At 55.4% G+C, this 26,894-nt stretch carries 27 protein-coding genes and 4 pseudogenes; 16 read left to right on the top strand and 15 right to left on the bottom strand.

What is annotated here, in order from left to right; all coding sequences use genetic code 11:
• Position 1 precedes the first annotated feature (1 nt).
• The 4 genes from nodI to J0663_RS30550 are packed head-to-tail and all read right to left on the bottom strand — an operon-like array spanning position 2 to position 3,608.
• Entirely contained in the window at positions 2–1,036 is a 1,035-nt protein-coding gene (nodI, locus tag J0663_RS30565) for a nodulation factor ABC transporter ATP-binding protein NodI (RefSeq protein ID WP_138396798.1), read from the bottom strand.
• A gap of 37 nt (positions 1,037–1,073) precedes the next feature.
• Positions 1,074–2,348, bottom strand: a complete 1,275-nt coding sequence (gene nodC, locus J0663_RS30560) for a chitooligosaccharide synthase NodC (protein WP_207246252.1) — start codon at positions 2,346–2,348, stop codon at positions 1,074–1,076.
• Between the two features lie 22 nt (positions 2,349–2,370).
• Positions 2,371–3,021, bottom strand: coding sequence for a chitooligosaccharide deacetylase NodB (gene nodB / locus J0663_RS30555; RefSeq protein WP_138333873.1), 651 nt, complete (start codon positions 3,019–3,021; stop codon positions 2,371–2,373).
• Positions 3,018–3,608 carry a NodA family N-acyltransferase gene (locus tag J0663_RS30550; RefSeq protein WP_017958626.1) on the bottom strand — a complete coding sequence of 197 codons (591 nt, stop codon included), beginning with the start codon at positions 3,606–3,608 and terminating at the stop codon, positions 3,018–3,020. Before J0663_RS30550 ends, nodB begins: the two co-directional genes overlap by 4 nt.
• A 257-nt stretch (positions 3,609–3,865) precedes the next feature.
• Between J0663_RS30550 and nodD1 the strand changes: the two genes are divergently transcribed.
• The 10 genes and pseudogenes from nodD1 (at position 3,866) to J0663_RS30500 (ending at position 12,215) form a co-directional block, all read left to right on the top strand.
• Positions 3,866–4,798 carry a transcriptional regulator NodD1 gene (gene nodD1, locus J0663_RS30545; RefSeq protein WP_151519978.1) on the top strand — a complete coding sequence of 311 codons (933 nt, stop codon included), beginning with the start codon at positions 3,866–3,868 and terminating at the stop codon, positions 4,796–4,798.
• 204 nt (positions 4,799–5,002) lie between these two features.
• Positions 5,003–5,317: a hypothetical protein gene (locus J0663_RS30540; RefSeq protein WP_138396801.1), complete on the top strand. Its 315-nt coding sequence runs from the start codon at positions 5,003–5,005 to the stop codon at positions 5,315–5,317.
• Between the two features lie 136 nt (positions 5,318–5,453).
• Positions 5,454–5,732 (top strand): acyl carrier protein, encoded by a 279-nt coding sequence (locus tag J0663_RS30535; RefSeq protein WP_138396802.1) that lies wholly within the window; start codon positions 5,454–5,456, stop codon positions 5,730–5,732.
• Positions 5,733–6,944, top strand: coding sequence for a beta-ketoacyl-[acyl-carrier-protein] synthase family protein (locus tag J0663_RS30530; protein WP_138396803.1), 1,212 nt, complete (start codon positions 5,733–5,735; stop codon positions 6,942–6,944).
• Between the two features lie 378 nt (positions 6,945–7,322).
• A complete protein-coding gene (gene nodL, locus J0663_RS30525) occupies positions 7,323–7,895 on the top strand; it encodes a nodulation O-acetyltransferase NodL (protein ID WP_138396804.1) in 573 nt (190 codons plus the stop codon).
• Between the two features lie 365 nt (positions 7,896–8,260).
• Entirely contained in the window at positions 8,261–8,692 is a 432-nt protein-coding gene (gene tnpA / locus J0663_RS30520) for an IS66-like element accessory protein TnpA (protein WP_138396805.1), read from the top strand.
• Entirely contained in the window at positions 8,689–9,045 is a 357-nt protein-coding gene (tnpB, locus tag J0663_RS30515; RefSeq protein WP_207246251.1) for an IS66 family insertion sequence element accessory protein TnpB, read from the top strand. Before tnpA ends, tnpB begins: the two co-directional genes overlap by 4 nt.
• A 71-nt stretch (positions 9,046–9,116) precedes the next feature.
• Positions 9,117–9,449: pseudogene (locus J0663_RS30510) on the top strand (transposase domain-containing protein); the annotation flags it as partial.
• A 379-nt stretch (positions 9,450–9,828) separates the two neighbouring features.
• The gene (glmS, locus tag J0663_RS30505; protein WP_138396807.1) at positions 9,829–11,655 is read left to right on the top strand and encodes a glutamine--fructose-6-phosphate transaminase (isomerizing); all 1,827 of its coding nucleotides are present in this window, start codon (positions 9,829–9,831) and stop codon (positions 11,653–11,655) included.
• A gap of 74 nt (positions 11,656–11,729) precedes the next feature.
• The gene (locus tag J0663_RS30500) at positions 11,730–12,215 is read left to right on the top strand and encodes a MaoC family dehydratase (RefSeq protein WP_138333862.1); all 486 of its coding nucleotides are present in this window, start codon (positions 11,730–11,732) and stop codon (positions 12,213–12,215) included.
• Between the two features lie 704 nt (positions 12,216–12,919).
• Here J0663_RS30500 and J0663_RS30495 read toward each other — a convergent pair.
• On the bottom strand, positions 12,920–13,777 hold the full coding sequence (locus J0663_RS30495) for a calcium-binding protein (protein WP_138396808.1): 858 nt from the start codon (positions 13,775–13,777) through the stop codon (positions 12,920–12,922).
• 320 nt (positions 13,778–14,097) lie between these two features.
• Positions 14,098–14,343 (bottom strand): annotated as a pseudogene (locus tag J0663_RS30490) (SfnB family sulfur acquisition oxidoreductase); the annotation flags it as partial.
• Here J0663_RS30490 and J0663_RS30485 point away from each other — a divergent pair.
• Entirely contained in the window at positions 14,273–14,458 is a 186-nt protein-coding gene (locus J0663_RS30485) for a hypothetical protein (RefSeq protein ID WP_206106380.1), read from the top strand. The pseudogene J0663_RS30490 and the gene J0663_RS30485 sit on opposite strands and share 71 nt — an antisense overlap.
• A 799-nt stretch (positions 14,459–15,257) precedes the next feature.
• Positions 15,258–15,908, top strand: coding sequence for an outer membrane protein (locus J0663_RS30480; RefSeq protein WP_138396827.1), 651 nt, complete (start codon positions 15,258–15,260; stop codon positions 15,906–15,908).
• A gap of 28 nt (positions 15,909–15,936) precedes the next feature.
• On the opposite strand, the pseudogene J0663_RS30475 reads toward J0663_RS30480, so the two are convergent.
• Positions 15,937–16,041: pseudogene (locus J0663_RS30475) on the bottom strand (IS6 family transposase); the annotation flags it as partial.
• Between the two features lie 363 nt (positions 16,042–16,404).
• Here J0663_RS30475 and J0663_RS30470 point away from each other — a divergent pair.
• Positions 16,405–17,148: a helix-turn-helix transcriptional regulator gene (locus tag J0663_RS30470; RefSeq protein ID WP_207246250.1), complete on the top strand. Its 744-nt coding sequence runs from the start codon at positions 16,405–16,407 to the stop codon at positions 17,146–17,148.
• Positions 17,149–17,903: 755 nt separating this feature from the next.
• Here the strand turns inward: J0663_RS30470 and J0663_RS30465 are convergent.
• The gene (locus J0663_RS30465; RefSeq protein WP_131624562.1) at positions 17,904–18,563 is read right to left on the bottom strand and encodes a tail fiber protein; all 660 of its coding nucleotides are present in this window, start codon (positions 18,561–18,563) and stop codon (positions 17,904–17,906) included.
• A gap of 49 nt (positions 18,564–18,612) precedes the next feature.
• A complete protein-coding gene (locus J0663_RS30460; RefSeq protein ID WP_077988165.1) occupies positions 18,613–19,308 on the bottom strand; it encodes a protein rhiA in 696 nt (231 codons plus the stop codon).
• A 566-nt stretch (positions 19,309–19,874) separates the two neighbouring features.
• Between J0663_RS30460 and J0663_RS30455 the strand changes: the two genes are divergently transcribed.
• The 3 genes from J0663_RS30455 (at position 19,875) to J0663_RS30445 (ending at position 22,579) form a co-directional block, all read left to right on the top strand.
• The gene (locus J0663_RS30455) at positions 19,875–20,429 is read left to right on the top strand and encodes an acyl-homoserine-lactone synthase (protein ID WP_028734672.1); all 555 of its coding nucleotides are present in this window, start codon (positions 19,875–19,877) and stop codon (positions 20,427–20,429) included.
• A 322-nt stretch (positions 20,430–20,751) separates the two neighbouring features.
• Entirely contained in the window at positions 20,752–20,910 is a 159-nt protein-coding gene (locus tag J0663_RS30450; protein WP_018484260.1) for a hypothetical protein, read from the top strand.
• 73 nt (positions 20,911–20,983) lie between these two features.
• The gene (locus J0663_RS30445; RefSeq protein ID WP_138396810.1) at positions 20,984–22,579 is read left to right on the top strand and encodes an asparagine synthase-related protein; all 1,596 of its coding nucleotides are present in this window, start codon (positions 20,984–20,986) and stop codon (positions 22,577–22,579) included.
• A 146-nt stretch (positions 22,580–22,725) separates the two neighbouring features.
• Here the strand turns inward: J0663_RS30445 and J0663_RS30440 are convergent.
• The 6 genes and pseudogenes from J0663_RS30440 to J0663_RS30415 form a co-directional block, all read right to left on the bottom strand.
• Positions 22,726–22,959, bottom strand: a pseudogene (locus J0663_RS30440) (amidase family protein); the annotation flags it as partial.
• Between the two features lie 255 nt (positions 22,960–23,214).
• Positions 23,215–23,634 carry a type II toxin-antitoxin system VapC family toxin gene (locus tag J0663_RS30435; RefSeq protein ID WP_018068333.1) on the bottom strand — a complete coding sequence of 140 codons (420 nt, stop codon included), beginning with the start codon at positions 23,632–23,634 and terminating at the stop codon, positions 23,215–23,217.
• Positions 23,634–23,870 (bottom strand): type II toxin-antitoxin system VapB family antitoxin, encoded by a 237-nt coding sequence (gene vapB / locus J0663_RS30430; protein WP_018496487.1) that lies wholly within the window; start codon positions 23,868–23,870, stop codon positions 23,634–23,636. The genes J0663_RS30435 and vapB overlap by 1 nt, the downstream gene beginning before the upstream one ends.
• A gap of 339 nt (positions 23,871–24,209) precedes the next feature.
• The gene (locus J0663_RS30425; RefSeq protein WP_138396811.1) at positions 24,210–25,148 is read right to left on the bottom strand and encodes a hypothetical protein; all 939 of its coding nucleotides are present in this window, start codon (positions 25,146–25,148) and stop codon (positions 24,210–24,212) included.
• A gap of 84 nt (positions 25,149–25,232) precedes the next feature.
• Complete coding sequence (locus tag J0663_RS30420; RefSeq protein WP_077988171.1) at positions 25,233–26,234, bottom strand: hypothetical protein; 1,002 nt, start codon at positions 26,232–26,234, stop codon at positions 25,233–25,235.
• A gap of 114 nt (positions 26,235–26,348) precedes the next feature.
• Positions 26,349–26,846 (bottom strand): hypothetical protein, encoded by a 498-nt coding sequence (locus tag J0663_RS30415; RefSeq protein WP_138396812.1) that lies wholly within the window; start codon positions 26,844–26,846, stop codon positions 26,349–26,351.
• Between the last annotated feature and the right edge of the window lie 48 nt (positions 26,847–26,894).

The following is a 26,894-nucleotide window of genomic DNA, read 5'->3' as shown; positions in this document are numbered from 1 at the left end:
TCTACTTCTCCATCTCGCGTCCGGTTAACCGCAAGAAGACATCCTCTAGATTTGGTGGACGCTCCAGCAAGCGCAGGCCCGAATATCCACGCAGTTGCGCGCGCACCTGCTCTGGATCAGGCGTGTAGCAGAACAGGGTCTCTCCGCTGATTTCCAGTCGCCTAGCGTTTGGCCTGATCAAAAGACTAAGCTCCTGCGGATCGCCACCATAAATTTCGATCACGGGACAGCCAATCTGCTCCTCGATCAGGGCATGCGGTCGGCCTTCGGCGATCTTTCGCCCAGCTTCAAGCACGCACAGCCGGTCGCACAAGCGCTCCGCCTCTTCCATGATATGGGTGGTCAGAAGAATTGTCTTGCCTCGTGCCAACAGCGATCGAAGCCGCTCCCAGATCAAGTGTCGTGCGTGTGGGTCGAGACCAGTGGTCGGCTCGTCCAAAATGAGTAGCTGTGGGTCATTAATGAGCGCACGCGCCAAAGTGAGGCGCCGCTTCATTCCTCCAGATAGGTCTGCCACACGCGTATTCGTCTTGCTCTCAAGTCTCGCAAAATCAAGCAGAGACGGGATGACCGCTTCGATTTCTCGGGTGCTCATGCGGAAGTAGCGGCCGTATACTAAAAGGTTTTCGCGGACCGTGAATTCCAGGTCGAGATTATCGAACTGAGACACGATCCCGATTTTCGCTCGTGCCAAGCGAACCTGGCGCGGTTCCCGTGCTCCGAGTACAGTGATTGTGCCTGCACTTGGCGACGTCATCCCTAGGATCATACGGGTGATCGTACTTTTACCTGCGCCGTTCGGCCCTAAAAGACCAAAACATTCTCCGGCGGCGATAGTAAACGACAAGTCATTGACGACGACTTTACCACCATATGATTTCGAAACACCGGCCAGGTCGATTGCAACTGAAGACAAGGACCCAGAAGGCGAATCCATTGACTTACTTTTTGATTGGCCCTGCCGCTCCGATAGGATGATATGATCCTGGTGCGGATCAGCGATCGCCGTCTTCAAATTCGCTAATTGCCCGTTCATTTCTTGTCCCAAATTTTGAGGTGCAGTGACGCGTCCATCACTCGCCACTATAGGCAATTTCAGATGTCGCCCGCCCTGGCACTTTGGTAGCTCCCTGACCAACATTCGGCGCAATCGCGACTGATCCGCGCGACAGCCAGTCGCTATTGGATAAGGTACAAAGGGCATAGGCCTTCAAAGGAATTAAGAGAAAGATGTTCACGAGCGTGTGGAGAGCAAAGCCCAGAAACCTAAGTTCGCGGGCGCGATAGGCAACCACGCTGCATCGCACAAGAGTCATGGAGCCGATGACCATGATCGTCCACCATGGTACTGTGGCGGTCATCGCAAACTGCCCAATACCCGTCAACACCGACAGCGCAAGAAGTAAAGGGCCGCCATTTTGCCCGATTACGTCCAGCGTGAGATATCGATCAAGGCCAGGCAGTACGGGGAACGCAAGCAAAGTATCCCGAAAAGTGCTGCGTGCCCACCGTAGTTGTTGACGCAGATAAACACCTATTGTGTCAGGAACAACTGTCGCCGCGATGGCGCTCGGAACATACTCAGTTCGAAAACCTGCGCTCAGCATGAGAATCGTTAAATGGCGATCTTCACCGAAGTCACTCGGCTTGCCGCGATAAAGTTGCGTCTCGTACTGATCCAGCAGCGAGAGCATAGCAGAACGCCGGTACATCGCGCATGGGCCGCAGCAGCACATAACTGCACCGAAGCGAGCTTGCGCCGCGCGCTCCTCGTTGCAGGCAAGCCAGTACTCCATGTCAATCAAGCGAGTCAGCCAAGTGTCCCCCTGGTTACTGGCTTTCAATTGGCCCATCGCCGCACCGACCGCTGGATCGCGCATTTTGTGGGCGAGCTTGGAGACGACGTCGGGGGCGAGCGTGGTGTCTGAGTCCACGTTCAAGATGAGATCCCCAGAGGACTGGGTGATAGCGGCGATTTGCGCTTTGCGCTTTCCAACATTTTTAGCGAGAATTATGAAGCTGAATCTTTCATCGTCTGCATAGGCAGCGCGCTGAGCCACAACCGGGTCGCGATTTCTGGAACCGTCGTCTACTACATAAATACGCAATTTTCCGGCATAATCTTGCTCCGCAAGCGACGCGAGGCATTCCGAAAGAACGATTGGGTCCTCGTTGAAGGACGGCACAATGACATCAACGCTTGGCACAGAGGTGGCGTCGATATGTTTCGCAGGTGTTGTTGAGATCGTTGTCCGCCTAGCATGAAAGACCTGCGCGCTCTTATAAACAGTGGAGAGCATTGCATAAAGCGAGACGGCGGCGATGCTGGTTGTTGCGAGCAGGGTCATGGTTTCTCGTTTGTCCAGTGTTTCAGGGAAGTGAACGAATTTGGAATCCGCGGCTATGCAGTGCCGGAATAATTCGAGAGAGTGCTAAAAGCGTCTGGTCACGCAGTCCGGCAAGCGAGCATTGCTCAACCTCATCGGGCGGACACCCGTCGTGCAAAAGTACGATTGCCCCAGGCCGAGCAGCAGCAAGCACCTCATCAACGATCACATCGGTGCCCGGGCAAGACCAATCTCTAGGGTCGGCCGACCAGTGAACGGCTCCAAGTCCAGCCCTCACCGATGCTGAGAGCACGTCTTCAGTCCACGCCCCGTAAGGCGCTCGTAAGTGCCGGACCTGGGCTTGGGGACAGGCCGAGACAATAGCTTGATGCGCCTCGTCTATTTCACGTTTCACATCCTTGGGATCGCAGGTGGCGAGGTCGGGATGCGTCATGGTATGATTGGCGACATCATGACCTTCCGCCACAAGGCGTTGAATGAGTTCCGGGTGATCCTTCACGTAGGAACCGATAGCAAAAAATGTTGCCGGGACGCGGTGCTCAGCTAGAACATCAAGGATTTGCGGCGTGCAGAATGGATTGGGACCATCATCGAACGTCAAGTAAACGCAGCGATCTTCCGGTCCGTTTGTGTGATTGACCGGTACTTCGCTCATATAGGCAGGCCGCTTCATAGTTCCGACCCGTTTCGTTCAATCAACGAGCCCGCAGGCCACTCAGTCATCGGACGGTCGACGGGAACTACCAATACGAGGACATCTTCAGTGCGCGTGGCTGGCAGGTCGGAATGCGCGTCTGGAAGCGTGGAGCGCACACGCAGCCCCGTCATCATATTGGCGGTTCCGTCTCGGCAGTATCTTTCCATGTGATTCCGCATGGCGTGGCGAACTGTTCCAAAAGCAAATGGAACGCTCAACTCGCGCAGAACCGGAAACATAGCGCGGACCGAGTGAGCGATGCCTAATCCTTCTAGATCCGGTCGCACTCCGTACAGGCCTAGCTCGGCCACAAGCAAATCAGTCGTACCGACCCTTACGAAGCGGCGTAACAAGCCCATGTGGCTAGCGACACCGCGCGAGTCATATGCGATTGCGCGGCGTTCGGGCCTCGCACCACCCCAGCTTCGGCCAGTCTCGAACGGCTTGGCATTGAAAGCTCCCGTCGGCCCATAGGTCTTGCAAAAAAAATCAGCGAGCTCCGCGTGGTCTGAAGCTTCCAACTCATTTTCCCAGCATATTTTCCATCGCACTTCAGAAGACATGCAAAAGCTCCACGTTGTTCCTTCACCCAGCCACGATCAAAGCCGCGCGAGATTGTTGCGCATGACTATTGGATTGCCGGTTAGACAATCGAGCGGTTAGGAGAAGTAAAGAATTGAAATCGGGCCCTTGCCCGGCATTTCGATTTTTCGTTCCCGGCCTTGATATTGATCAAGTTCCGGCTTTTCTATAAGTGATCCGAAAGATTGGTAAAATCGATTGTTTGGATGGCAATCATCTATGGAATGGATATACACTCATGCGTTTTAAAGGCCTTGATCTCAACCTTCTTGTAGCGCTCGACGCTCTAATGACCGAGCGCAAGCTCACAGCAGCGGCACGCAGCATCAACCTCAGCCAACCCGCCATGAGCGCTGCCATCTCCAGGTTGCGCGCCTATTTCAACGACGAGCTTTTTATTATGCAGAGACGGGAGCTAATTCCGACCCCGCGTGCGGAGGCACTCGCCCCCGCTGTTCGCGATGCTCTCTTGCATATTCAGCTCTCCGTCATCGCATGGGATCCAATAATCCCTGCGGAGTCCGACCGCCGATTCAGAATTATCCTTTCAGACTTCATGGCACTGGTCTTCTTCGACAAGATCATCTTGCGCTTAGCTCGAGAGGCGCCGGGGGTCAGCTTCGAGTTGCTGCCACTTGACGACGATCCGGAGGAGCTTCTCCGCCGTGGGGATGTTGATTTTCTGATCCTTCCGGATTTGTTCATGTCTGGCGCCCACCCAAAAGCAAGGCTTTTCGAAGAGGAACTGGTGTGTGTCGGCTGCCCTACGAACGAGCAGCTGCCAGGGAAGCTCTCCCTGGAGCAATATATGTCCATGGGGCATGTTGCGGCTAAGTTCGGACGTGGTCTTAAGCCTTCTGTTGAGCAATGGTTATTGCTGGAGCACGGCTTCAAGAGGCGTATTGAACTCGTCGTGCCGGGGTTTAACCTGATCCCGCCGTTGCTGTCAGGCACTAACCGAATAGCAACCATCCCGCTCCGGCTGGTCAAACATTACGAACAAACTATCCCCTTACGGATCATCGAGCATCCTTTGCCACTGCTTTCGTTCACTGAGGCTGTCCAATGGCCGGCTCTTCACAACACTGATCCTGGAAACATATGGATGCGCAAGATTATGATCAAAGAGGCTTCGCGCATGGAATCTGAGATGCAAAGTTGCACGTCGTAAGCGGCACCCCCGGGTTCATTCCACAGCCCCAGTAGTTAGATGGGCGCTGATCATTGGAACCGATGCATTCGGTCCCCTAACGAGGCAACGCATTATAGGCGGGTCCCGGTGCCTCAGCTCATCCAGCGATTTAAGCCATTGTGCCGAGAGCGATCGTTTCTACCTGAGAAGGTGCCATGTATGCTTTACCTGGCCTAATGCAAAGTGATTCAAAACTTTATTCCTGTCATTTATGTTCGGCTCAATGCTGAAAACCAGCATCACGCCACGGCGACTTCATCGACCTCCCGCACATGCTTCCTGCGCCGCACTGATAACGCGCCGGCCCGGGAAGGGCCAAAGCTCAATACTTTCGATCCGCGTAATCACGCTTTTCCTGGAGGGTTTGAAACGCCGCCCGCTAATGAATTCAGCCGCGCAATGCGCCGAGCCACGATCCATGGCGTGGATGCTTTTGATCCACACAATCAATTTTACCAATCATTTCATATGATCCATAGCAAGGCAGCCGCGCGGTGAGGTTGGGTAATTTTGTCGGTTCTGTCATCACTTCGCAGACGAGCCGGAACATCTTCCGATGTTAGCAGCAATTGGATCGGGTCTTCTCGCAAGGCCGGCGGCTTGTCGAAATTAGGCATGATGGAAAGGAACACAAATGGCTGATCAACTCACACTGGAAATTATCAGTGCGATCAATAAGCTCGTCAAAGCTGAAAACGGCGAGAGAACGACCGTAGCGCTCGGCGAAATAACGACTGACACGGAGTTGACTTCGCTTGGCATCGATTCGCTGGGTTTGGCCGATGTCCTTTGGGATCTGGAGCAAATCTACGGCATCAAGATCGAGATGAATACGGCGGATGCCTGGTCGAACCTCAACAATATCGGCGACGTGGTGGAAGCCGTCCGTGGCTTGCTCACTAGGGAGGTCTGAATGGACAAGCGCGTCGTTATCACCGGATTGGGCGGACTGTGCGGACTGGGCACCGATGCTTCCTCTATCTGGACGGAGATGCGCGAAGGCCGCTCCGCCATCGGCCCGATTTCAAATTCAGAGATTCATGAGCTGAAGGGGATGATCGGGACCGAGATCAAGGTGCTGCCTCAACACGACATTGATCGCAAGCAGCTCATCTCCATGGACCGCTTCAGCCTGCTTGCCGTGCTTGCAGCTAGAGAAGCCATGCGACAGGCCGGCCTTTCGTGCGATGAAGAAAATGCCCACCGTTTCGGCGCGACAGTGGGCGTTGGCTTTGGCGGCTGGGACGCTACCGAGAAGGCCTACCGCACCCTCCTACTGGGCGGCGCGACCCGCACTGAGCTATTCACTGGGGTAAAGGCAATGCCTAGCGCGGCTGCCTGTCAAGTAAGCATGAACCTCGGGCTGCGGGGGCCAGTCTTCGGTGCCACCTCCGCCTGCGCCTCGGCCAACCATGCGATCGCTTCAGCGGTAGACCAGATCAAGCTCGGTAGGGCGGACGTTATGCTAGCTGGAGGAAGCGACGCGCCACTCGTGTGGATCGTGCTTAAGGCATGGGAAGCAATGCGCGTACTCGCTCCAGATACTTGCCGGCCATTCTCCGCCGACAGGAAAGGACTAGTTTTGGGCGAGGGTGCGGGCATGGCGGTGCTGGAAAGTTATGAGCATGCCGCCGCCCGCGGTGCAACAATGCTTGCCGAGGTCGCCGGCATTGGCCTTTCCGCCGATGCCTACCACATCGCTGCACCAGCTGTGCATGGGCCGGAGGCGGCGATGCGCGCCTGCCTTGTTGATGCGGGTTTAAATGCCGAGGATGTAGACTACCTCAACGCCCATGGCACCGGCACCAAGGCCAACGATCAGATCGAAACGATGGCGATTAAGCGCGTCTTCGGTGACCATGCTCGATCGATGTCCATCTCTTCCACCAAATCCACTCACGCGCACTGCCTCGGGGCAGCAAGTGCGCTCGAAATGATTGCCTGCGTGATGGCGATCCAAGAAGATGTCGTGCCGCCGACCGCAAACTATCGCGAGCCGGATCCCGATTGTGACCTGGACATCACGCCAAATGTGCCCCGGGAGCGTAGGGTGCGCGTGGCCATGAGCAACGCCTTCGCCATGGGCGGCATGAATGCTGTCCTTGCGTTTAAGCAGGTGCAATGAAGTGAAGACCGTCACGACTAACCGTTGTAAGGCCAGCGGCACATGCTTGAAGCAAGCACCCCGATTCCCGTCAGCAAGGTCTAGCTCCAATTCCCCAGATACTCGCGCATCTGAAAAATGGTCCTCCGCCCAGCCACGTTATTCAGCTTTCACGTGTCGCGGGGGAGCTGGAGCCTGACTATTCTCGTCGCGGGAGTTCTCACTCGGCTCGCTGGTCGACTAAAGTTGACGCCTCATCCTTTCTGCCACGAACAAGGAGTGTTACTATGAATTCCACCTCCGCCTCCGCCCGATATCGTGCCAGGTGCTAGCTAGCTTGATCGCGAAGTAGTCGCACTCAAGTACCGTCCTCCCGCTAACAAGATCTGAGAAGTGACGATGAAACGCAGCCAAAAAGAGAAGATGCTGGCAGGCGAAATGTACAACGCAGCGGACCCCGAGATCCAAGCCGAGCTGCTCCTCACCGGGGCTTGGTTGAAGCGGTATAATGACACGCTGGGCGACTCCGCCGAGCGGTGGAATGCGCTCCTTTTAGAACGATTGGGAGCAGTCGGGCTTGGAGCGGTTATTCGTCCTCCGTTCCACTGCGATTACGGGTTTAACATCCGGATCGGAGCTTGGGTCTACATCAATTACAACTGCGTCATTCTTGACGTGGCAGCGGTAACTATCGGTGACGGAACCGCAATTGGCCCTGCTGTGCAGATTTATACTGCGGACCATCCACATGATCCAGAGCAGCGCCAGGCTGGACTGCAGTTGGGACGGCCTGTCAGCATTGGCAGGCACGCCTGGATTGGCGGTGGAGCAATCATTCTCCCGGGCGTGACAATTGGCGATCACGCTGTCGTTGGCGCTGGTAGTGTGGTCACGCGAGATATTCCTGCAGGAAGCACGGCCATGGGAAATCCAGCTCGGGTCAAGGCTGGTGGACGCTTGCCGAAATCATAAAAGCAGGCGTTGGGGTAAATCCGGCGGTAAGGGGTAGTTTCTTTGCTTGTGCGAACGGAACTTCTGGGCCGCCATGGCCCTTGCGGTTCCAACTGTCGGCACTTTCAATCTGACGCAAACCTCTTTGCAAATGCGGCTGGGCAGCCCTGCTGACCGATTCGTGATCACGTTTGCATGCAAAGGGGCAATTACGACTTAGGGTCAACCCGCAGACCCATACCGCTTCACCTGCAGAAAAACGAATTGCCTCCGTGCACATGATGAAAGACAATTGGTCGTGCCGAATGACAGTAAGCGGTGCCTTGACCCCACCTTCCGGATCAGCGTGTGATTGTTGATGTTGTTGCCGAACGAGGCTTCGACATATGACGATTACAGGATTTACGCATGGCACCAGTGAAGATGTGCCGTTGCAACGGTTTGAGGTTTTCACGGGAACAGGCCGTCGCCGCGACTGGAGCGACGAGGAGAAGGACCGCATTGTCGCCGAGAGCTATAGCGGCGAGATGTCGGTCAGTGCTGTTGCGCGTCGGCATGGGTTGTCGCCCGGACAATTGTTTACCTGGCGTCGGCAGGTGCGAAGTCAGGCGAAGCAAGACTCGCCGTCAATGTTTGTGCCAGCGGTAATTGATCGTCCGGCAGAGCCACCCCCGACACGGCGAAAGACGATAACGAGGAGCGCACTTCCAATTGCGGCAATCGAGCTGGAGGTTGGCGGCGCGATCGTCAGGATCGCATCTGGCACGGACAGCGCGACCATTGCTGCCGTGAACCAGGCCTTGAAGGCTCAGTCGTGATTGGTCCGTCCGGTGCGGTAAAGGTGATGATCGCCACCAAGCCCGTCGACTTCCGCAAAGGTGCTGAAGGATTGGCAGCACTGGCGAAGGCGGAGATGGGTGCTGACCCATTCTCTGGCACGATCTACGTGTTCCGCGCCAAACGAACGGACCGGATCAAGCTGATCTTCTGGGATGGCAGCGGCGTGCGCCTGGTCGCCAAGCGGCTTGAGGATGGCGAGTTCCATTGGCCTCGAATGCAGGACGGCGCGATGCATCTGACGGCCGCACAGTTCTCGGCGCTGTTCGAGGGACTGGACTGGAAACGCGTTCATGCGCCGAGCGAAACGCGCACGCCGGTAAGGGCTGGATGACGGCCGCGACCATTTGAATCAGCACCATCCAGCCTCTCGATCCGAGCGGTAAAATATGCTGTTCTCGATCCATGACGATAACGGCGGACGAACTTCCGGATGACCTGAACGCGCTGAAAGCCATGGTGCTTTCGCGTGAGGCGGAGAATGCCCGCCTGCGTCAGATCATCAAGGAATTGCAGCGCCACCGCTTTGGTCGACGGGCAGAGACGCTTCCCGAGGATCAGCTTCTGCTTGGGTTTGAAGAAGCCGAGCAGGTCGAAGCCGACGGACTGGAAGAGAAGGAACAGGCTGCCACGGCTTTTCGCCAGTCGCAAGTTGCCAAGCGGCGCACGAACCGGGGCTCGCTACCAGCGCACCTGCCGCGCATCGAGGTCGTGGTCGATATCGATGACCACGCCTGTCGTCGACGACCTGCTGCCTTGGGTCTACGCCGCAACGCATGAACTCAAAGCCGTGGCCTGAAAACAGCGCTTACTAATGACATGCGCGCGGCATGTCGTCGGCAGATACCAATTCCTGTTGGCTCGAACATTTTCAGAGGCAGGCGCCCAAAACCCGGGCGAAGCTTATCATCGACACTTTGCAGAAGGCACCATTCACCGCATACAGCGTCAATCGACCCTACTGAGGGAGTCGCATCCATATCGTGGATGATAGCTATCGCAATAATCAATTTTACTAATCTGTTTGGATTTAATAGCACCCGCTGGAGGACACGCACCGAGCGGCGTCCGCCTTCCTGATTACCGGTCGGGGGCTCTTGGGACATGGGTGACAAGCATGTGTGGGATTGTTGGCATAGTGGGACATAAGCCCGTGTCGGAGCGGCTGATCGAAGCCTTGGAGCGGCTGGAATACCGCGGTTATGATTCAGCCGGGATTGCTACGATCTTCGAGCGAGAATTGCACCGACGCCGTGCAGAAGGCAAGCTCGGGAACCTTAAAGCGAGATTGAAAAAAGAGCCCCTGAGCGGCACTGTCGGCATCGCCCACACCCGCTGGGCGACCCATGGCGCACCGACAGAATGCAACGCTCACCCCCACTTTGCCGATGGCGTAGCCGTTGTTCATAACGGCATCATCGAAAATTTTTCCGAGCTGAAGGACGAATTGGCAGAGGTAGGGGCCAAGTTCCAGACCGACACTGACACCGAGGTGATTGCGCATCTCCTGACAAAATTCCGTCAGGATGGCATGGGATGCCTTGAGGCCATGCATGCCATGTTGAAGTGCGTCAAGGGCGCATTTGCTCTTGCCATCCTGTTTGAGGATGATCCAGCGACCATTATGGTGGCGCGCAATGGACCACCATTAGTGATAGGCCATGGCGATGGTGAGATGTTTTTAGGTTCCGACGCGATCGCTCTTGCTCCCTTCACCAACGACATCACATATCTGAACGATGGCGATTGGGCTGCTGTAGGCAAAACGAGTGTCCAGGTTTTCGATACGGAAGGCAACGTCGTTACGCGCCCACGGCACATATCGCTTGCTACCGCAGACCTGGTCGGCAAGGGCAATCACCGGCATTTTATGGAGAAGGAAATCTACGAGCAACCCGAGGTCATCGCCCGTGCTCTTGGTCACTATATCAATGTCAACGATAATCAGGTCAATGCCATTGCAACCGACATCGGTTTTGGCAGGGTTGAGAGCCTCGCAATTTCTGCCTGCGGCACTGCATATCTAGCGGGGCTCGTTGGCAAATATTGGTTCGAGCGCTACGCACGGTTAATGGTTGAAATTGATGTCGCCTCTGAATTCCGCTATCGCGAAATCCCGTTGTCGCTGCGGTCGGCAGCGCTCTTCATCTCTCAATCTGGTGAGACGGCTGACACGCTTGCATCGCTACGCTATTGCAAAGCACAAGGTCTGAGAGTAGGCGCTGTCGTCAATACCGCAGAATCAACTATTGCCCGCGAGGCAGATGCCATCTTTCCGATCCTCGCCGGGCCAGAGATCGGCGTTGCTTCTACCAAGGCATTCACCTGCCAGCTTGCTGTTCTCGCTGCACTAGCCATCGGCGCAGGCAAGGCGCGGGGCACAATCACGGACGACGAGGAGCAGGCGCTGGTCCAAAGTCTGGCGACGTTGCCCGGCGTTATGCGACGAGTGCTGAACGACATCAAGCCGCAGATCGAGCTCTTGTCACGGGAATTGTCGCATTACCGCGACGTGCTCTATCTCGGCCGTGGCACAAATTTCCCATTGGCCATGGAAGGTGCGCTGAAGCTCAAGGAGGTTTCCTATATTCATGCTGAAGGTTATGCGGCAGGAGAATTAAAACACGGTCCGATCGCCCTGATCGATGAAAATATGCCAGTCATCGTCATCGCGCCACATGATCGGTTCTTCGATAAGACTGTCTCCAATATGCAGGAAGTGGCCGCCCGCGGCGGCCGTATCATTCTGATCACCGACGAGACGGGTGCGTCGATGTCGAAACTCCCCACCATGCACACCATCGTGTTGCCTAATGTTGAGGAGATTATCGCGCCGATGATCTTTTCTCTGCCGCTGCAGCTTCTTGCCTATCACACGGCCGTCGTCATGGGGGCAGATGTGGACCAGCCGCGGAATCTGGCTAAATCAGTCACAGTCGAATGATTGTGACGATTTAATTCGCAACTCGCCTCCGAGAAAATCCAAGACTTGACCAGACATCAAATAAGTGAGGTCGTATGCACGAACTTTCGCTCGCCGACGTGCCGTCGCGAATTGGCCAGGAACTCGGTAAATCCGAATGGATCACCGTCGATCAAACCACAATCGATCTCTTCGCCGATGCGACACACGATCATCAATTCATCCACGTGCACCCGGAACGCGCAGCAGTCGAAAGCCCGTTTGGTGGCACTATCGCTCATGGCTTCTTGACGCTCTCGCTTCTGTCGGCGATGAACTTCAGCGGCATGCCAAGGATCCGCGAGCAGACCATGGGCCTTAACTACGGCTTAGACCGGGTGCGTTTCATGTCACCGGTTAAGACCGGTAGCCGCGTGCGCGGTCGCTTCGTTCTCTCTGAATGTCAATTTCGCGGCGCAAGCATGCTGGTGACCACTTACGAGGTGACGGTCGAGATCGAGAACGAGAGCCGACCGGCACTCACTGCCAATTGGATCACGATCATTCAGTTTGACCCAAACGACAGGCCTAAAGGAATTTGACGCCAGCCCGCGCCAGTTGCCTGGTCTACGGATAGTACCGCCATGGACCTAGGCGCTTTTTTTGCATTGAGCGTCTGTTTTCCCTTACGAACGCCTATTGCTTTCAGCCGGTTGACTAGACTTGCGCCGCAAGCAAGGCGGCAGACTGGCATCATGCGCGACATACCGTTATCAGCGAGATCACCAGGCTCGTTCAACGTAAATGATTGTTGAAGTAATGGCGGTTACTCATTTCCGGCCGAGCAGATCACCGAAGCCTGTCGCCAACGCCAGTATGTTGACGACAGCACTGTTAACCTTCCTCGAGGGAAGACGCACCGCTACCAAAAGGATGTGACCGCGTGGCCCCTCGCCATGGAGCCATGAAACGGGACGTAATCCTGCTAAGGCCCTCAACGCGGACTTTCACTAAGATGGAATTGCTTCGCGGCCCTGTACAGAAGAGGACGCTACGCAGGCGTCGCTCCTGATACCACGCTGGTCTTCAGCAGCAGGGCAACTTCGCCAGCATCTCACCATCCTCTCGACCAGGGTCGCGTCTTTTCGGTTGAACAACGCCGACATTGGACGCACGCGACCGGCCATTGGACCTTGTTCACGGGCCGGTGCATTCGATCACAAAATTACGTCGTTTCTATTTCCGTACTGCGCCACGTTGGAAAAGAGAAGCGCCCCAAGGGTGGAACGCTCCTCGAGTCTTCGAATTAAATGAAGCCGAAATTTTCCCCCGTAAACGAGGTAAGATCTGACATGTCGTGCAGATTGTCGACATGAGCGAAGGCATGCGCGTGGTTCGCGGAATCGACATAGGCTAGTGTCGCACCGTGAGTTTTGCCATCATGACCGAGAGTTTTTTCATCATAGTAGACAATGATGTCACCGCGGGCTTCCCCGTGAATAGCGGTCGCGGCGGCAGAGCTAGACGTGAACCCACGATCTGTGATTACCACAACGTGCTCACCGTGCGCGTTCGCGGCCTTGCCATTGTAGAAAGTGTCCACAAATTGGCCTGGGAAACCCTTCGAGTGGTTGATGAAATTTGCGCCAAACAGATCCCCTTTACCGAAGTGATCGGCGTCCATGACAAAACGGTCTTGCTTCGGGTCGAAATCTTTCACAGTCGTATAGCAGTGCGTTGTTCCAACCATAGGATCGTGGAACCGAAACACGAAGGCGTCAGCGTCTTCGCCGCCAGCCAAAACATCTGCGCCGTCACCAGCCACCAGAGTATCCTTCCCGTCATCGCCGTGGAGCCAGTCGTCGCTCTCGCCGCTATGTGGTATTACGCGGTGCACTTCGAAGGGGTTGAAGGCGGCGAATGAGCCGTCGCTATACAGGAGGTCGTCACCATCACCAGCATGGATAGCGTCTGAGCCATCCCCGGCCCAGATGATGTCATGGCCGGGACCGGCCTCGATCCTGTCGTGTCCGCGTTCAGCCCAAATCAGATCATCGCCGCCGCCGGCTTTGATCCAGTCATTGCGATTGAGTCCATAGATTGTGTCGTCGTCATCGGATCCATTAATAATAAAGGGGCTTTTATCAGTGCCTTTGATCATCATCACATATACTCCTTATGAGGCAGCCGAAGCTGCCAGCACCCCTTATGTTTTCTAAGAGCCTATTAGTGAAATCCATTGATTTGATCCGAACGATTTGAATGATGGATGCTAAAATGTTTATCGTCCGGATGCACTGAGCGCCCTTCGTAGATGGCCGGCAGAATATAAAAAAGGCTTGCGGCTATGACAATCGGCGGCCAAGCAGCGGCAACAATGTCCGCGACACCTCGTTGACGAAGGCGAAAGCTTCCTCCCTCGTATGCGCTGCAGACATAATCTGCAGAGCACCTGATCTTAGGGTGCTTTGCAGATCGGAATCCTCAGCTCCAGGCATGGAGCGGTGGCTTCTCGCCATTCAGGAAATACTTACCCAAAATGGCGTACTTCCAGCGGACCGGGTCGTGCAGAGTATGGGTGCGGGCGTTGCGCCAGTGGCGATCAAGCCCGTGCTCTGCAAGGGTTGAGCGCGTTCCTGCCAGTTCGAACAACTTGTTGGTGGCTGCAATCGCGATTTCAGTGGAGAGGATCTTCGCTTCGGCGGTAACGATCTGGGCTTCCGCAACGGTTCAGGAAGAACAAATTGGCGATGCTGATCACCAGCAGGAACAGCACCGAGATACTGGTCCCGACGACGCCGTTAATGTTGTGAATATCCTCGAGCCGACCGTCGCGTCCTTATGACACGCTTCTCCACCAACGGTGAGCCCAACACGGCGGGGTCGGAGTCGGACGGGCGTCTCACCCATCACTCGCGAGTTGCCCAGACGGTTGAACCGGCCTCGGGATCGGGCATCGCACCGCAGGGTCGGCAGCCGCTCGGCCCCACCCATTGGCTGACCGACGATCATATCACTGCGGATTACAGGCTCCTGGACCAGGAGTTGCAGGGACGCTCTCCGGATCTGGCCGCCCGGACGGGCGCCGTGAATTCCGTCGTGGCATAAGCTCAGCTACAGTCGCGCTTTCGTTGTGCGAGCCTACGTTGGCGCGGCAAATGCCGCCAGCTGGGAAATTAGCCAGAATATATTCGTAAATATAAGTCCGTATGTTTTCCAGTCTTGGTGGAATATCAATGTATTGCCGCTCTTTGACATAACGTAGACAAATATATATTTAAATATATCCTCCGCGCCCCTTGTCTTAAATCAGGCAATTGTAGAGAGTCTGCTTATGAAGGAGGTATGACGATGCTGAAATATTCAAAAGGCGAAGGGCAGTCGCAGTGAGGAACGTCGGGGGCTATGGTCCAGAAGGTAGGGTCAGGGACAGCAGGGACAACGCCCCCCATGTCCCAAAGAGCGTTGGGTCCACACAAGATCCAACGGATGTGATGCGAAACTTGATCCAGTCGAGCGACCTGGCTTTTCTCATGGAAGCTCATGATGCCTTCTCCGCGGCTATCGCGGGTCAGGCGGGGTTTGTAGACCTTTGGCGTCCAGCCCAGAACCGGATGTTAGTTTCGCTCGTTACGGAGTTATATATGTCGCTAATTAAAAGAAAAATCTTATTCGTAGGCGTCTCGACCCTAATGGCATGCGGCGCGTCGGCGGCCGATCTAGCTGACCACAGCGTTCCGAGCGCCCCCTCTTATGACGCACCGGGAACCTTCTCGTGGGTCGGGGCTTACGCCGGTCTTCACGGAGGTGTCGCGGCCTCCAAATTCAACCCGTTCAACAATGATCGCGCCCCAGCGGTGGGCGCTCAGGTAGGTTACAATTTCCAGGCCGGACCGGGCGTTTTCGGCGCAGAACTGGAAGGCTCTTACATGAACAACGAAGTGCGTGTGCCCGGCGGGAGGGTGGAAAGCCGCTTCCGTGGTGCCGCGAAAGCGAAGGCTGGCCTGGGCTTTGATCGCACTTTCGTCTACGGCACCGCGGGCGTCACAACGACCGAGTTCGAGGGCCGCCGCCTCGTATCCGGATCGGACAAATGGAAATCCGGACCGGATAGCTGGAAACAGGGCTACCTCTGCGGTGGCGGCGTCGAGCACGCGTTTTCGGGCGGCGTGTCGGCAAAGATCGAGTACAACTACGTCATTAACAACGCTGTCCCGACCCCGAGCGGAGGCACCAGCTCGAAGTCCGACCTCAACGATAATGTAATTAAGGCGGGCCTTAACTTTCGCTTCTGACGAACTCGTCTGAAGCCTTGAGCAAACCCAAATACCAGGCAACCGCCCGCACGATCGGCCATGCCTCGAAATGCCGGCCCTTGAAATCATCGATCGATTGCCGCTTCAGCTTTTCGGCAATAGCATTCAGAATCGTCGGCTCGCTCCACAACTTTCGGAGCGGCAATCTCTCTTCCCATGGTCAACATACCGTTAAGCGCCGAAATTTGCGACATGCCCCGCTGCGAAGTTGTCAGTCGTCTGCCGTACGGTTCCGAGTGGATGCCAAGCTATAGCGATCGGGCTGATGCACTCGGTTAAATTGACGGCTCGAATTGTTTTTCAGACGAGCGGCGCCAAACGGTTTGCCGACGACGATCCCGCCTGGAAGATGCGCTTTTTGGTTGTATGTATCAAGGGTATCTAATATGGTTTTCAGAGTTTAGCCGCCCACGGAACTGGGCACTCACTGCTTAGATGTGACGACGTTAATCTTGCGCCGAACCGGGAGGTTGTCGTGAAGGAAGAATCCTCAGCGGTCTCGAATCTGGTGTTCGATTTCCTGTCAGAGTCAGCCAGTGCAAAGAGCAAAGACGATGTGTTGCTCTTACTTGGAAAAATTTCACAATATTTCGGGTTTAGCTATTTCGCGATATCCGGCATCCCCTCGCCTCCGGAGCGAATTGATCCCTATTTCGTTTTTAGCAATTGGTCCGCCGGGTGGTTTGATCGCTATCGTGAAAACAACTATGTCCACGCCGACCCCATAGTGCAGCTTAGCAAGACATGTGATCACGCATTTGTTTGGTCGGAAGCTCTGCGAGATCAAAAACTCGCTCGGCAGAGCCGTCGTGTCATGAATGAGGCACGCGAATTCAAGTTGATTGACGGCTTTAGCGTTCCTTTACACACTGCCGGCGGGTTTCAATCGATTGTCAGTTTTGGAGCGGAAAAGGTGGAGCTCTCAACCTGCGACCGAAGCGCGCTCTATGTGATGGCGGCTTACGCGCACAGCTTGCTCCGCGCCCAAATTGGGAATGATGCCAGTCGAAAAGTTATGGCCTTACCCATGACCACAACGCGAGAGCGCGAAATCATCCATTGGTGTGCCGCAGGCAAAACAGCAATAGAGATCGCAACGATTCTCGGACGATCCCATCGAACCATTCAAAATGTCATTTTGAACATCCAGCGAAAGCTCAATGTGGTTAATACACCTCAAATGATTGCCGAAAGCTTTCGTCTCAGAATTATTCGCTGAAACATGTGGAGTTTTCGGGCACTTCAAAGATTGGGCCTATTGGATCACGACAGCCATCATGATCTGATGGTAGCCCGTTGAAATGCAGAGCTAAATTTGCGCCTGAATTGATAGACAGGCGCAACACAGTTTTCGGTAGGTCGAGCAGACAGGATCCATTGGGTGGCTGCGAGGACGTGTTTTGAATTTGTTTCCTCAGAAGTCGTCCAATGACCACCTACCGCCAGACGGCCCCCCCGAATTGACCAGTCGCGTCTTTTGGGGTGATCCCCGACAGATCGCAGTGGCTGGCATTTTCTGGTCGGGCAGCTTGGATTAGCCGCGCACTTTTGACCGGAGCATTTATCATGCAATACGCGTTAAAGCGTGCGGGTAGCCCTGGCAATGTATTCGCCAGGTTACCATTTGGTCTGCAGTTGACGCTTGCCCCCTCCAAACGTCCGGATGGATCCACGGGCTCACCGCTGAAGTCGCATGTTTTCCCGGTTGACGTACCCGGATTTCCAACCGGGCCGGCAAGCGTGACGCCGCGGATCACAACGCCAGTTTCTACGGGCTTCGCCGCGACCTTGCCTTTTTGGTGCTCCTCAGCCGCGGCTCCCTGCGCGAAGGTGACGGTCAGGGCGACAGCAGCTAGGTATCCGAAAGCTCTCAAAGTAGCAGTCATTAAGCTTCTCCTCTTTTGCCGGCCGGCAAGATGTCACTTCCGGACCGATGTCTCCGAATCGAATGAAAGGATCTGCGACCCTTTCAAGTTACCGAAACTTGATCAGGTAGTTCACGGCCACGTTCTTGGGACGCGTCTCAAGAGCTGTGCGTGCCGGATTTTCCGGTGAGCCTGTCGATTTGCTTGAAATGGAAGTTCCGGCGGCACTGCCCTGTTGCGAAATTCCCGCCGGCGTCGTTATCTCATAGGGATGCGCATGAACTTGCATAGCATCGCATTGGAGGGACCCAACAACATTCGCAACATTATTGCCGGTTGGATCCAGCCGTCGTTTCGCGTCAGGGTCCATACCGGCACCGGCATCGAAACCACGCAGGAACAACCCACGGTAGTCTGGAATCCGAAATTCCAGATCGGCCGTAGAATTCCGCTCTCCATAGAGTCCGCCGAGAACGGCGTAGAGTTCTGGATAGGCGGTTGCCCTGAGATAGCGTCCATCGCAAAGCATCCATCCCTGGGCTTCGACGTAGCTGATAGGAGCTTCCGCATTTGTACCCGCAGCCACGCCAGAGCTTGCGCATGGTGTGTTGCTCCAGATTGTATTGACCGAGCTCGAGAAGGGGGCAACTTGCCCCGCAAAGGGACAGACCGCACCGATTGGAGGCCCTGCAAACATCTTTGGTTCCTCGGTCAAGATTGATGCGTGAGGGAAGGAATGCCAATTATCAGCAACAACAGGTACTCCCAAGCATCAGCTCCGCCCTGACGGGCGGAGCTGATGCCTATTCACCTTGCCATCAAGCCGGGTTGATATCCCAGGTATTGTCCTCTTGGAGCACGCCTACGAGATTGAAGACGGCAGAGGGAAACTTGGCTTCCCTGGTCTGGGTGATCGTGTCGATACTGAGCACCGAGCCGATATTCACATTTGTTCCCGCCGCAATCCAATAGCTCGGAGTCGGCGTGAACGTGTGGAGCAGATTGGTGCCCGCTTGTGCAACATAAGTTCCCGTTCCGGACATGCCGATGCCCACGGAGAACCGGTTGTTTGGCACATTGGCAGCATCGTTAATGACCAGTGATCCTGCAGGATCACCCTTGATCGGCGCGGTCAGGCCAGGTCCATCACTTAATGAAAAAGTAGTGGTGTTTCTCCCGCTGGGGCTGCAGTCCTCCACCCCGGAGGAAAGAAAGTCCACGCCAGGAATCAGTTGTCCCGTGTCGCTCCAGACGAAATTATAGGCGAGCTCCCAACTGAATTTGATTTGATTGCCAACCCGAATTTTATACGGAGAGCAGAACCATGCCAAAGAGAAGACATTGGCAACAGGTTGAGGCATCTTTTGATAGACATAGAAGGTCCAAGGTTGCGCCGATCGGTTCTTCAACAGCAACGAATATTGCGTTCCTTGGGCAAGCGCCGCGCTTCCCGGCTGTGATGCACGGGCATGATCCGTCATTTCCTTGTCTACGTAGCTGACATGCAAGGACATTTGATTCTCCCTTTCCGCTGATTTTCTGTCTTCACGCCAGGACTGATCCAATCGTTTGGACCGCTTCTTTGCCCAGCTCCAACTGAGGCGAGTGTTATTGGAGACACCAATTCAGCTATAAGTATTTCTGGGTGACGTAAATGAGTAGATATACTCCCTGACAGACTACCATTAACCCATAGTCATGCCCCCGAGACCCGGGACGGTAAGAGCGGTCGAAGCCTATTTGGTCGGTAGCAGATAAGCACCGGCCGAGATGGGTTTCTAACGCAATCACATCAAACGAAAAGCGGCCTGAGAGCCGGCTCGATCGAGCCTTTAGGGGTCTTTGAGCACACCGATGCTCTGCAAATTCACTCTAGCGGCACGAGATATTGGCATTCTAAACCCGTTGGCCGATCTTTCCGTTGCCGCCATTTCCCATGCCGCGCGAGATTGTTTGATTTAAAACCATGGTAGCGCGACGAACGACGTTAAACATCCGCGACCTAACTCAGAAATGAGTATTTCTACTCATTTTGAAGGACAGAAAGATCGCGCATAGTGATCCCCGGGGGTCAGAAACGATGATGAAGATTTGCATTGGGGACTCTCGGGCTAACGCCGTAATCATGGAGAAAATCTGGCGATTTCGACACCAGCAATTTGTGGAGCGACGTGGGTGGCAGGCATTACGCAAGAGTGACAGACGGGAAATAGATCAGTTTGATCACGATTGCGCTATTCATTTTAGCGTTCTCAAGAACGATACGGTGATCGGGTATTCTCGGCTCCTTCCTACGGTGCAGCCACATCTTCTTTCAACCGTCTACCCGCAAATCATGCGGGGCCAAAAGTGGCCAAGGTCGCACGACGTTTTCGAATGGACGCGGTGGGCGGTTGCAAGCGGTGATGAAAAGATTGACGGGGTTCCAGTATCGCGTGTTTTGATGATCGGGTTGATGGAGTTTTGCCGCGTTGCTGGCATCACCTCGCTTATCGGCGAGACGCACCCAAAGCTGATAAACACCTTGCGCGCCAACGGGTGGCAAACACACATCCTCTCAGAGCCTAGCATTTTCGAAAACGAGTTAGTCGTGCCACTCGAAGTCATCCCCTCGTCCGCCCCCCAGACGTTGTAGGCAACTAACTAGCATAGGAAATTCCGCTCGATGTTTGAACCTTACGGCTCAGGAAGTTTTGGTCACCAATTCGCCGCCAGTCCGGCTCATAAGCGCACACAAGTCACCGCCTGGAATTCTTTTGCACAAGCGGTGCTACATCGCAATCAATGCTTAGGTCAGAGAGCCAGTCACGTAGCCGCCCGGATCGATTGTAGCCTAATGATTCCGCAGCCTATGCCACCCTAGAACGGTATGGGACAGTCAGTGTAACTCAGTCACTCGCGTCATTGGCACCCCTTTAAGGGAACGGCGAGGAAAGCAACCAACGGAGAATCATAACATGGAAACGATAACTACCCGCAAGCCCGTTAAACTCATCGGTGGCGAGTTGAGCGTGTTTGCCAAGGCGCCGCGCGTCGGACCGACCCCTTCGACCACAGAAATTGCTGCCATGATCAAGGGGGGAAAACCGGGCGACATGGACAAACTCGACGTCTAAGTCTCATCCGTGTGACCGTCGCCAAGGCGGCGGTCACTGCCCCTTTAGATTTTCATCAACTAGGCGATCACCCATGTTCAAGGGAACGATTGACCGAGGTCATCTCGAGTGCGTGGATGAACCGCTGATCCCGTCGTCATACCCCAACATCTCTATCAAGATCCTGGACCATCCTTTACTCGAAACTTTCCGTTGGGACACCACTGATCAAATCATCCTGATCTGCCGCGAGCGTTCCGCCGAAGCGGGTGGGCAGGTTGTAGCACTCAGGGATTGGCCGATAGAACGAGCACATGATTTCTGTGCTTTTGGGCAATGGCCATTGGACTATCAGACAATTTCGATCAATCGCCATTCCGGCACGGTGACCTTCAGCGCCGGACATGGAGGTGTTGCGCCACTTTATCTGAAGGTCAGCGGTGAGCGCATTGATCTCTCCTGGTCGATAGCGGACTTTTATTCGGGCATGACTCTCGCCGACGTCGACACGGACCGAACTGGCCTGCGTCTTGTCGGGACGCTCCCCTATGCAACAACCACGATGTTTCGCTGTGTTTTCATGCTGACGGAGCGCGCGTCACTTTGCATCAGCAGGACGGGAGCCGTCGAGACGAAATATCCCCCTCCGGCACCGTACTTCATCCCGACCCCGCTTGTGGATGAGGCCGATGTTGCAGCCGCAGCATGCCGTTTGATCGACACCCTGCTGCGTCGCTGGCCCCTCACGCCGGCCCTCACGGCTAGCGAATTCAGCGGAGGATTGGATTCGGCAGTCGTTGCCGCCACTTTGGCGGGGCAGCAACCTGACGCCCTGCAAACTTATGCCTTGGAGGTCGAGGGGCCAGCTCGAAGTCAACAGACTTCGCGGCGCGAAATAGCAATCGAGCACTTTGGCTTTCGCGACCAAACGCTGCGTGTTGACACGATACCAATGGTTCCGTGTGGGTTCGAAGTGAGTAGCGACTACGTCCCCGCTCCCTACAATGCCGATCTGCAGCGGCCCCTCCATCAACTATTGAAGTCGCTCGCCACTGCCTCAGCCCCGCGGGCGGTCGCAACTGGTACAGGCGGTGATGAGTTGCTAATGGCCCATGCTTTCGAGCAAAATCACGAGCAATTCGCTCGTAATATTAGCGATGCATTCCTTCCTGCGATCCTTCCCTCCGCCATGACGCTGGTGCTCAAAAACCGATTGCCCGACTATGCAGCAAGCTGCGATCGGGCACCCTTCCCTATCCTGCCAATCTCGGTACTGGAGGCACACGCCGCGCGTGCTCCTTTGTTTGCGAGCCATGGCATATGGCCAATTAGCCCATTCGCCCAGCCAGAAGCCGTACGATTTTATCGGAGTTTGCCTTTTGCCTGGAGGCACGAAAAGGCGCTGCATCGCCGGATGTTGGAACGGCTTGGATATCCCAAACGGTTTTTCGGCGTTTCTATAAGAGAAAACTTCGAACACTATCTGACCGGCTCGCTGATTATCGGTGCTAGCGAGATCACTAGTCAATTATCCCGTCGTTGCCTGCTGCATGAACTGGGGCTGATCGATGCTGACCGCCTGATCGCCACAATAGACGACATCCGATACGATTCTCCGCTTAGCGAGCTTGGCTTTATCTTCCACGCAATTAACGTTGAACACATGCTTCGGCGAATTGACGGAACTTGAAGGAGATCACCCATCGGGACTTCGACACGCCTGCAATTAGTTCCCTTACAATTCCGCCTGGTGCCGTCGCGAGGCAGATCGTGATTACTCTCGCAATACCGGCCAATAAGACTTTCGATTTCCTTCGCTACAGATAGAACCCGGCCGTCCGCACCTCGTGCACCAATAATCTGAATACCGATAGGTAGCCCCGTGGCGCTAAAACCGCAGGAGACCACACATTCAGGTTGCCCTGTCAAATTTAGCGGGTAGCTAAAGCCAGTCCATTCAGTCCAACTCTTGACTCCGGTATCGGGTGGAGCGTTCATGGCCGTTGCAAAAGGGAGATGGGCGGCGGCGGGCGAGATAACGACGTCCACGCCGTTTAAAGCCACATCCAATGATGATCGAACAAGTCCAAGACGTCATCGATTGGAAGTGTAAATGGGATGATGGATGCGCCCTGATCTGCTAGCGTTTCCATCGCTGACGACACAGCGATATCGATTTCAGCATTAAGCGCTCCGACTGGAGGCTGTCTCCAGAAACCTATTTTCATCGAGCGAAAACTAACCTCTAACATCGCCCTCTTACCGGCACGAGCGCCGGCAAGGTCCCCTCCTGCCCGCCCCTCACGGCATAGCCGCTGGGACGGGTTAATTGGTTTCTCTGCGTTCCGCGTCCAGCCAGTTTTCGAGCTTCAGTCCGGGATACGCCAGGAAGTCCCGCGTGTTGTTGGTCACCAATACCGTGTCCAGAGCGATCGCATGCGATGCGATCAGTTTGTCGAGATGATCTTTCTTCCGGTCTCTCGTCGCCATTCGAACCGGACCGTAGGCACGCGCTGCTGCGATCCCAAACGGCTCTACCGTGATTAGCTCGGCCAGGGCGGTGAGATTATCAAGTTCTCGTTCCGGATCATCGGATGCGGAAACACCGTACTCGAGTTCCGCGAAGGTGATGGCGGACATCACCACGTCCCCCACATAGCAACTGGCAAAGCGGCGAGCGACCTGCTCCGGCTGGTTTTTCATCAGGTAGATACACATGTTCGTGTCGAGCATGTAGCGCGCCATCAGATCTTGTCCCGCTCGTCTTGCTCATGGGACTCTCTTCCGTCACGCATGAAATCCGGAGAGAAGCGGGCGAATACATCCAGAACGCCGGCCAGGGAGCGATGCACAGGACGGATGCGAAGCTCGTCGCCGATGCGCTCGATCTCCAACTCAACATCGGTTCGCTCAAACGCCAGTTCCGCCGGTATGCGAACCGCTTGGGAATTTCCATTCTTGAAAGCTTTAGTGGTGTGCATGTCATTAACCTTGTGTGTACGTGGATGTACTATATCCTAGGCTTTCCAAATAGTACATCCCCAGTGTGTACGTAAATGTTTGGCGCTTGCGGCGACGGGGCGCATCTCGCAACAGGGTGAGGTCGCTCGTGCCGAATCGTGTGCTGGTCCACCCGCCAACGGGTATTGGCCAGCGGGGCATCAAGGCGCCCATCCTTCGGCGGCTCGGGTCGCGCGAGCCCCCGTTTCTTCTGAGCGCGGCCGCGAGGAAGGCCCTGATCCTAGTATCTGGCGGGGGTAGCGGGTCGCCGAAGCGTCGATGCGACGTCAATCTTCGTCAACCCCGCGGTTTTGGCCGCCCTACTCTTGCATCCCGCGATCGGAGGGGTGAGCACTTTTGCCGATGTTCATAGCCACCCCTGTCAACTTCATCGAAATGAAATCAGAAATTTGTCCACCGAACTTGATAGGCTTGCCGTTTATCGTGACGTCGCTGACCAAATAGCCCCGATCGGCGGGTACTTCAAAAACAGCGCGGACAGCCTTTTCAGCTGTTCCACGCGTAATTTTCCAGAAGAGGGCCGGTTGCGTCCCATCGGGGCTTGCCCAACCGGCCGTGTTCAAACCTGCGAAATAGATACCAACCGGATTGGCGAGTGAAATGTTTGCGTCAGTCCGCGCCAATAAATTGACGCCGCCCCCGATGGTCGGGTCACTATGCCTTTCCGCTTGCCCATAAGCGCCGCATCGAATGAGGTCCTGGTCGTTCGTCAACAACACGCCTTTGGGCGCACGCGTATTGCTCGCCCCGGCGGCGAGTTCAATCTCTGCGCCAAGAGTGTTGTTCTGTTGGATCAGGTGCATGGCACCCTTAGACGTCCCGCTGTTCCACTTGTTTCTCGGATTATAAGTTCCGGCCGAGGTCAAAAGATCATTCGGCTGAACCGCAGGGTCTATGTGGCCACGGTAAAGGTCCAAAACTTTAGCTGGATCGGTTGCCGCGAGAAATTGCCAGTATTCGGGCCCCTCGCAGGTAAATGTCACGCGCGAAATACGCCCGTCGGCCAAGCGGGTTACACTCCACTCGCAATATTCGTCCTGCACGTCCCTGCTTCCGTCAGCGGTCTTCCAACGCTCTTCGTCGGTGGCCGCATCGATTGCCACCAGGCGGGGAAACGCGGTCCAGCTTATATCTTTTTCGACAGCATCTGCCGCCAACGGCGTCTTAGCGACGTTGAAGAAGCGTGGGCGCGGGGCGTCAAAATCGTACGTCCGGCTGTCCGGCCTTCGCATCGTCAAGCTGTTGCGACATCCAGTCACTCCAAGCCTCTTGTTGCTGCTGGTTGAAGTCCTGCAAGAATCCAGGTGGGTCAAGACTTGGCATCACGCTTCCTCCGGGTCGGGTAAAACATGGGCGTCGACATCCATGCGTAGAAAATCAGTGATCTCAAGAGTGCTGGCGATCGGCAATGTCAGACCGAACTCCGACAAGGGGCGCTTACGGAACTGCCGACGTCTGGATTCGGCCAGCCGAAAAATTTCGTCAAAGCCATCTGCCGTACCCAACTTCTCGGTGAGCTTCGTCCAATGGGTCTCGATCATCGTTGCGAACGACTGTTCCCAGCCGCTTGGATCGACGTCCCATAGGGAGAGGAACTCTGCCCCCATTTCGCCTCCGGGATCGCGAACGGCCTGAACGAAAAGCGCCTCGCCGCTGCCGTCCAGCTTCATTTGGGTGGGGAAAAACCGCAGCAGATATTCTCGTTTTCGGGAAAAGATCGGGTTCTGGAAATCGACCATAAGCAAACAGGCTGCCAGGCGACGGGACAGAACACCTCTTCCCAGCAGGCCGGCTAGAATAACCCGGTCCTCCAGAGACGGCTCCGGAACGGCGAAGGCGAAATCGACATCCCCTTGAACCACGACGCCCCCGTCCTGCCGTTGGACGGCGTATCGACTGAGGCAATTCGTATAGAACGCGCCCGGAACTTTCAGACGCTGGATGTTCGCAGGTATGTTCAGTTCATCAAGCAGGCACTCTGTGTTCAAGAAGAACGTCGTGGGCAAGCGAAGCAGCTCATCTGGCGCCAGTGATGCCGACTGTTGAGGAGAGGATGTAAGATTGACCGTCGTCGTCGTGACAACTTGTCGTAGGAAGCTCTGGGCATTGGAAAGGATGCCATTTTGAGCCTCACGATCGAATCTCGATTTCGTCCAACGGGAGGTGCCAGAGCGCACGATAAGTTCGAGATCCTCAGCACCCTTGACCTGCGAACTGTGGTAGAGAGTGTCTGATCGCAACGGATCGTCAGGAGCAAAGATCTCGTCTTGAATCGGCGACGCCTGAGAGTGCCAGTGTAGCCATGGCACTTTCAGCTCTTTCATGACCGGTCCGCCGTTACATGGCTGTCGAACGGACCGCGCCCCCGGGTTGGCGCTTGTAGCGAATGCCACGAGTTCCCAGCCCAAGACCAGGTTCCACTACGCCGCTCGTAAAAATTATAAGCGCCTGCGACCGGATCCTAGGCAAAAACCTGTAAAAAGATGCCGCTGGAATTGAAAGGAGGCGCCGTCGATACGAATATCTCGGCATCTTGTTCGCGGTGCCGTGTCACAACCAGCCTCAAATGGCAGATCTAGATCTGCAGTGGAAGGATCCCAGGCAATTTGCCCGCCGTCTGCGACCCGATAGATCCGCTGATCTGGGAGCGCATCTGGGCCGACAACAGCATCAAGGACAGCCAGCAATTCAAGCAGGGTCTCCGGCCGGTGCCCGGGAGCAAGGACCAGCTTCGCAAAAGCGTCATTGACTGGTGAAGCTTCTGCCCTTGGATCGAGCACCGACGCCTTACGGTCGATCCCTAGGATAAAGCGCGCCGCGGCGCCGGTCGGTGTATCCTTTAGGGGATCGGCGAGCCCGTCACGAGACAGCCCGGAGGCATTCCGGTGGTAAGGAAAATTACGAGTGGGAAATCTTGAGGCGCCTTCAAACTTCATGTTTGTCACCACTGCGTTTTGGTGGTTGGCCGCTGAATTCTTTTACTG

This window comes from Rhizobium lentis (genome assembly GCF_017352135.1).
Classification (GTDB): domain Bacteria; phylum Pseudomonadota; class Alphaproteobacteria; order Rhizobiales; family Rhizobiaceae; genus Rhizobium; species Rhizobium lentis.
The sequence above is the reverse complement of the archived record's forward strand: the minus strand, read 5'-3'. Positions and strand labels throughout refer to the sequence as shown.

Excerpts from the sequence above, each read along its gene's own strand:
- nodI (WP_138396798.1), bottom strand. The coding sequence starts at position 1,036 with ATGAACGGGCAATTAGCGAATTTGAAGACGGCGATCGCTGATCCGCAC.
- nodC (WP_207246252.1), bottom strand. The coding sequence starts at position 2,348 with ATGACCCTGCTCGCAACAACCAGCATCGCCGCCGTCTCGCTTTATGCA.
- nodB (WP_138333873.1), bottom strand. The coding sequence starts at position 3,021 with ATGAAGCGGCCTGCCTATATGAGCGAAGTACCGGTCAATCACACAAAC.
- J0663_RS30550 (WP_017958626.1), bottom strand. The coding sequence starts at position 3,608 with ATGTCTTCTGAAGTGCGATGGAAAATATGCTGGGAAAATGAGTTGGAA.
- nodD1 (WP_151519978.1), top strand. The coding sequence starts at position 3,866 with ATGCGTTTTAAAGGCCTTGATCTCAACCTTCTTGTAGCGCTCGACGCT.
- J0663_RS30535 (WP_138396802.1), top strand. The coding sequence starts at position 5,454 with ATGGCTGATCAACTCACACTGGAAATTATCAGTGCGATCAATAAGCTC.
- J0663_RS30530 (WP_138396803.1), top strand. The coding sequence starts at position 5,733 with ATGGACAAGCGCGTCGTTATCACCGGATTGGGCGGACTGTGCGGACTG.
- nodL (WP_138396804.1), top strand. The coding sequence starts at position 7,323 with ATGAAACGCAGCCAAAAAGAGAAGATGCTGGCAGGCGAAATGTACAAC.
- tnpA (WP_138396805.1), top strand. The coding sequence starts at position 8,261 with ATGACGATTACAGGATTTACGCATGGCACCAGTGAAGATGTGCCGTTG.
- glmS (WP_138396807.1), top strand. The coding sequence starts at position 9,829 with ATGTGTGGGATTGTTGGCATAGTGGGACATAAGCCCGTGTCGGAGCGG.
- J0663_RS30500 (WP_138333862.1), top strand. The coding sequence starts at position 11,730 with ATGCACGAACTTTCGCTCGCCGACGTGCCGTCGCGAATTGGCCAGGAA.
- J0663_RS30495 (WP_138396808.1), bottom strand. The coding sequence starts at position 13,777 with ATGATGATCAAAGGCACTGATAAAAGCCCCTTTATTATTAATGGATCC.
- J0663_RS30480 (WP_138396827.1), top strand. The coding sequence starts at position 15,258 with ATGTCGCTAATTAAAAGAAAAATCTTATTCGTAGGCGTCTCGACCCTA.
- J0663_RS30460 (WP_077988165.1), bottom strand. The coding sequence starts at position 19,308 with ATGTCCTTGCATGTCAGCTACGTAGACAAGGAAATGACGGATCATGCC.
- J0663_RS30455 (WP_028734672.1), top strand. The coding sequence starts at position 19,875 with ATGATGAAGATTTGCATTGGGGACTCTCGGGCTAACGCCGTAATCATG.
- J0663_RS30450 (WP_018484260.1), top strand. The coding sequence starts at position 20,752 with ATGGAAACGATAACTACCCGCAAGCCCGTTAAACTCATCGGTGGCGAG.
- J0663_RS30445 (WP_138396810.1), top strand. The coding sequence starts at position 20,984 with ATGTTCAAGGGAACGATTGACCGAGGTCATCTCGAGTGCGTGGATGAA.
- J0663_RS30435 (WP_018068333.1), bottom strand. The coding sequence starts at position 23,634 with ATGGCGCGCTACATGCTCGACACGAACATGTGTATCTACCTGATGAAA.
- vapB (WP_018496487.1), bottom strand. The coding sequence starts at position 23,870 with ATGCACACCACTAAAGCTTTCAAGAATGGAAATTCCCAAGCGGTTCGC.
- J0663_RS30420 (WP_077988171.1), bottom strand. The coding sequence starts at position 26,234 with ATGAAAGAGCTGAAAGTGCCATGGCTACACTGGCACTCTCAGGCGTCG.
- J0663_RS30415 (WP_138396812.1), bottom strand. The coding sequence starts at position 26,846 with ATGAAGTTTGAAGGCGCCTCAAGATTTCCCACTCGTAATTTTCCTTAC.